Consider the following 4,190-nt stretch of genomic DNA (forward strand, 5'->3'; position numbering starts at 1 on the left):
AAACTATATTTTCCTTTGAATAGATTTTTATACCAATTAAAATTAAGTATATGATGAGCTATAAAGAAAACGAATAAAGAAAATCCCAAATACTCATGAATAGTGTCTCCCGTCCAATGATACGCTGTAAGCAAAAAGAATAATAAAGTCATGATTATATCGACTGAAATTTTTATTATCTTTTTCATTAATAATATTTTCCCGTTAGTTTTTATTTGTTTAATTTTTTTATTTTAATAACTTAAACCTTTAACCCAATTAACAATTCTATTTCTCGAATTTCTCACTTCGGGACGATAAACTCCTATAGCGTCCAAAACTTTAACATTATTTGGAACGGTTCTTCTAATATCTCTAACCGTTCTTGAAAGTCCGCCCGTCCCATGAGCGCAAAAAGGAATTATTGTTTTTCCCGAAAAATTATAACTTTCCAGAAATGTAAACACAGCCATAGGACAAGTATACCACCAATTTGGAAAGCCCAAAAATATAACATCGTAATCGTTCATATTATTTACTCTGCCAACAAGTCGAGGTCGTTCGTTATTGTCTCTTTCCTGTCTCGCTTTATTTAGGCATTCGTCATAATCGCTCGAATATTTATTTTCGGTTATTATGCTAAATAAATCTCCGCCCGTTTCTTCTTGTATCCATCTCGCTATCAAACCCGCGTCTCCTGGAGGCAAAACGCTTGCCGAAGTCGTGGCGTTTATATCTACCGAAGAAGGGTCGGCTACAAAAGTATTGTCCGCCCAAGTGAAATATGCGATAAGAATTTTCTTTCCCGCGTTTTGAGTGAAAGCCAATTCTTCTATTTCTTCGATATTGGAATTTAGATTTTCTTCAACTTCCAACAATTTAATTTCTCTTTTGTTATTGTTCGAGCATGCGATTAAAATTAAAAGCATGGCAAATATTATATTTATTATATTTAATTTACTTTTCATTTTTATCTCCTTTGATTTTTAAAAATATAATTAATTAAAATTTATTTCAAATTAAGGCTGATAAAATTTTTTTTAATAATTTTTCTTATAATTCTATCGAGCCTTAACCGAAATCATTCGATAGAAATCGTTTACAGAATGCCTATTTTTGTAAGCCAATTTCTTATATCGTTTTCTGAATTTCTCACCGAACCTCCGCTCACAGCCAAACCTTCGAGTATATTTGCGTTCGGGTATAAAGCTCGTAAATCGTTGACGCTTCTTCCGAGTCTCGAGCCTCCATGCGTGCATAGAAGGGCGATTTTTTTAGAGGCAATATCCTTATTGTCGATTAAAAATTTTTTCACCGCTTGAGGATAAGTTCCCCACCAATTTGGAAACGCCACTATAACATTGTCGTATTGAGAGAGATTATTTACTATTCCGTTGTTTAATTCGGGTAGAAAATTTCTTCTCTGCTCGTCTCTCGCTTGGTCGAGGCATTGTTGATAGTTGCTTGGATAAGGATTTTTAACCGTTATCTCAAAAATATCCGCTCCCGCCAATCTTCTTGCGTTTTCCGCAGCCACTCTCGTGTTTCCGCTCCATGAAAAGTAAACCACCAAAGTTTTACTCATTTGAGCGTTTACAAAAGCCCCAGTTAAAAATATAAGGCTTGTTAAAAGTATTATTATTCTTTTTGTCATTTGTATTCTCCTTAATTTAATTTTTTAACTTTTTAACTTTTTAACTTTTTAATTTTTGCTTTTAATTATTTTTTATTTTCTTGTTTTCCTCCTTTCAATTTTAAGATTTTAATTTTCATCATTTTATTTTTCCTCCTTCAAACTTTAATTTTATTTTCAATCTTTTATTTGTATTTTAAAATATTAAAACAACCATAGCAAATACTTTTTTGTTATATCTGTCTATGCTTTAAAAGTATTAAAATCATAAACTCGTTATTACGGAGTTGTCCTTAAATCCGTAAATTCTTCTAACTTCGCTTACTTTTCTTGTGTCAACCATTTGCGGATAATTTAAATCAAGTTCGGCTATCGCTTTCATGTCTTCCGCATTCAATTCAAAATCAAAAACATTAAAATTTTCTTCTATTCTTTCTTTATGAATCGATTTTGGAATGACGATTATATTTCTCTGAATATTGAAACGCAAAATTACTTGAGCCACTGATTTTCCATGCGACTTTGCAATTTTTGATAAAACGGGATTTGTAAACATTCCGTTTAATCCTTCGGCAAACGGCGCCCAGCCCTCCGCTTGAATTTTATATTCTTTCAAAAGTTCAATCTCTTCGTTTCGTTGATAGAAAGGATGAATTTCAAGCTGATTAATCGCGGGAATAACTTTAATATTATAGCAAAAATCGACTATTCTATCGCTCGTAAAATTGCTAACTCCAATGGCTTTGATTTTTCCTTCGTTATAAAGTTCTTCCATCGCTCGCCAAGAACCGTAATAATCTCCGAAAGGCATATGAATCAAATACAAATCCAAATAATCGGTTTGCAATTTTGAAAGCGTATTTTGAAAAGCTTTTTTAGTATTCTCGTATCCCATTTCTGGCATATAAGCTTTTGAAGTAATAAAAAATTCTTCTCTCGGAATTTTGCATTTTTTAATTGCGTTTCCTACCGCTTCCTCGTTTTCGTAAACGCTCGCCGTATCGAATAATCTATAACCGACTGAAATTGCATCGGCTACTGCTTTTTCGCAAATTTTTAAATCCGAAACTTGAAATACTCCAAAACCCAATATTGGCATTTCCACTCCGTTATTTAATTTTACTTTTTGCATATAATCTATCCTTGTTTTTATCGTTTTTTAACTTTTTTTAAAATTAATTAATTCCGTTTATTATCGCTATCGCATTTAAAGTTCTCGGATAGCCTATATACGGAATGCATTGAGTTACCGCTTTTATAAGAGTATCTTTGTCGTTGCCCATAGAAATATTAGCGTTGGCATGGCTTGTCGCTTGAGGTTCGGCGCCTCCCAAAGATATTAACATTATAAAAGTCAAAAGCTCTCTCGTTTTCAAATCCAAACCTTCTCTCGTATAAAAATCTCCGAAACACATGGCAGACAAATAATTTTGAATATGTTTCAAATTTTCTGGAGCGTTTCTATGCATATCTAAAATTCTATCTCCGAATATGCTTGTTTGAGCGGCTAAACCTTTTTCAAATCTCGTCTCTTCCGAAACTGTTGATTGAGATTGTAGAGGCAGACTAATATTCTTGGATTTAAAAACTTTATTATCCTCTTCCAATGCCGAAAAAACTCTTGGAAAACCCACATAAGGCGAACATTGATACAAAGCCTCTTTTATTTCAATCGCGCTCGCTCCCGCATTCAAAGCCGCTTCGACATGTTCCGCTATCATGCCATTTCCCTGACTCGCCGTAAGCGATACTAAAGTTATAAGCTCTCTTAACTTCGGCTCTAAATCTCCATGATTATAAACCTCTCCGTAAACGAAATTATTGAATATATTTTGCAAATCTTCGTCTTCTTTTGAAACAGCAAAATCTCTTTTCAATAATTCTTGATATTTTTCTTTAGCTTTCATTGTCGTTTCTCCTATATTTAATTGATTTATTTGATTTGACGAATTTTGATTATTTCCCGAACATGAGATTATAAACAAAATCGCCGTTATTAAATACATTGTTAAAAATTTTATTTTATTCATTAATTTTCTCCTTGATTTATTTTTAATCGACTATTTCTATTCGGACATCAAAACTTCCTCTCATATTCGCAAGTTTATCAATATCGTTTAATGTTCCGAGTTTAATCAAACTGCGAGAGTATCTAAAATCTCTATAAAAAATAGCCAAATTTCCCCAAGGCATATAATAAGAAATATCGCCTCTTTTTGGAGTAAAGCCTTCGGGTTCTCCCTGTCCAGATAATTTTGTTGGCAAATAGCTTATTTTTTCCGTAGAATTATAATCTTCAAATTTGAAAGTCGCTGGCAATTGAGATAGAAATTCTTTTCCGCTTTGAGTATTCAAAATCTCTCCGTAAATCTCGTTTCCAGCAAAAGTCATTTTTATCATGGTTTTTCCTCCCGTATTATTTTGGGCTAAAATAATAATTTGAAATAATATTATAAAGCCTAAAACAAAAATTGATTTTTTTAATAATTTTTTTAACATTTTTATTCTCCTTCGCCATTATGTTTAATCTGGCATTCTTTTTTGATTATTACCAATAAAGAATTATTAAAAGCGTTAA

At 32.3% G+C, this 4,190-nt stretch carries 5 protein-coding genes and 1 pseudogene; all 6 read right to left on the bottom strand.

The genetic code is table 11. The annotated features are described in order from the left end of the window. Positions 1 to 188 (bottom strand): annotated as a pseudogene (locus EZH24_RS08010) (DUF4405 domain-containing protein); the annotation flags it as partial. A 45-nt stretch (positions 189 to 233) separates the two neighbouring features. Further along, positions 234 to 947 (bottom strand): flavodoxin, encoded by a 714-nt coding sequence (locus EZH24_RS08015; RefSeq protein ID WP_137998605.1) that lies wholly within the window; start codon positions 945 to 947, stop codon positions 234 to 236. 131 nt (positions 948 to 1,078) lie between these two features. Then, positions 1,079 to 1,633: a flavodoxin gene (locus EZH24_RS08020; RefSeq protein WP_137998607.1), complete on the bottom strand. Its 555-nt coding sequence runs from the start codon at positions 1,631 to 1,633 to the stop codon at positions 1,079 to 1,081. Positions 1,634 to 1,877: 244 nt separating this feature from the next. Next, positions 1,878 to 2,744, bottom strand: coding sequence for an aldo/keto reductase (locus EZH24_RS08025; protein WP_137998609.1), 867 nt, complete (start codon positions 2,742 to 2,744; stop codon positions 1,878 to 1,880). Between the two features lie 43 nt (positions 2,745 to 2,787). Then, positions 2,788 to 3,642: a carboxymuconolactone decarboxylase family protein gene (locus EZH24_RS08030; RefSeq protein WP_137998610.1), complete on the bottom strand. Its 855-nt coding sequence runs from the start codon at positions 3,640 to 3,642 to the stop codon at positions 2,788 to 2,790. A gap of 22 nt (positions 3,643 to 3,664) precedes the next feature. Further along, positions 3,665 to 4,111, bottom strand: coding sequence for a cyclophilin-like fold protein (locus tag EZH24_RS08035; RefSeq protein WP_161976122.1), 447 nt, complete (start codon positions 4,109 to 4,111; stop codon positions 3,665 to 3,667). Between the last annotated feature and the right edge of the window lie 79 nt (positions 4,112 to 4,190).

Origin of the sequence: Brachyspira catarrhinii, from assembly GCF_005518285.1 — a bacterium.
Lineage (GTDB): Bacteria > Spirochaetota > Brachyspiria > Brachyspirales > Brachyspiraceae > Brachyspira > Brachyspira catarrhinii.

Excerpts from the sequence above, each read along its gene's own strand:
- EZH24_RS08015 (WP_137998605.1), bottom strand. The coding sequence starts at position 947 with ATGAAAAGTAAATTAAATATAATAAATATAATATTTGCCATGCTTTTA.
- EZH24_RS08020 (WP_137998607.1), bottom strand. The coding sequence starts at position 1,633 with ATGACAAAAAGAATAATAATACTTTTAACAAGCCTTATATTTTTAACT.
- EZH24_RS08025 (WP_137998609.1), bottom strand. The coding sequence starts at position 2,744 with ATGCAAAAAGTAAAATTAAATAACGGAGTGGAAATGCCAATATTGGGT.
- EZH24_RS08030 (WP_137998610.1), bottom strand. The coding sequence starts at position 3,642 with ATGAATAAAATAAAATTTTTAACAATGTATTTAATAACGGCGATTTTG.
- EZH24_RS08035 (WP_161976122.1), bottom strand. The coding sequence starts at position 4,111 with ATGTTAAAAAAATTATTAAAAAAATCAATTTTTGTTTTAGGCTTTATA.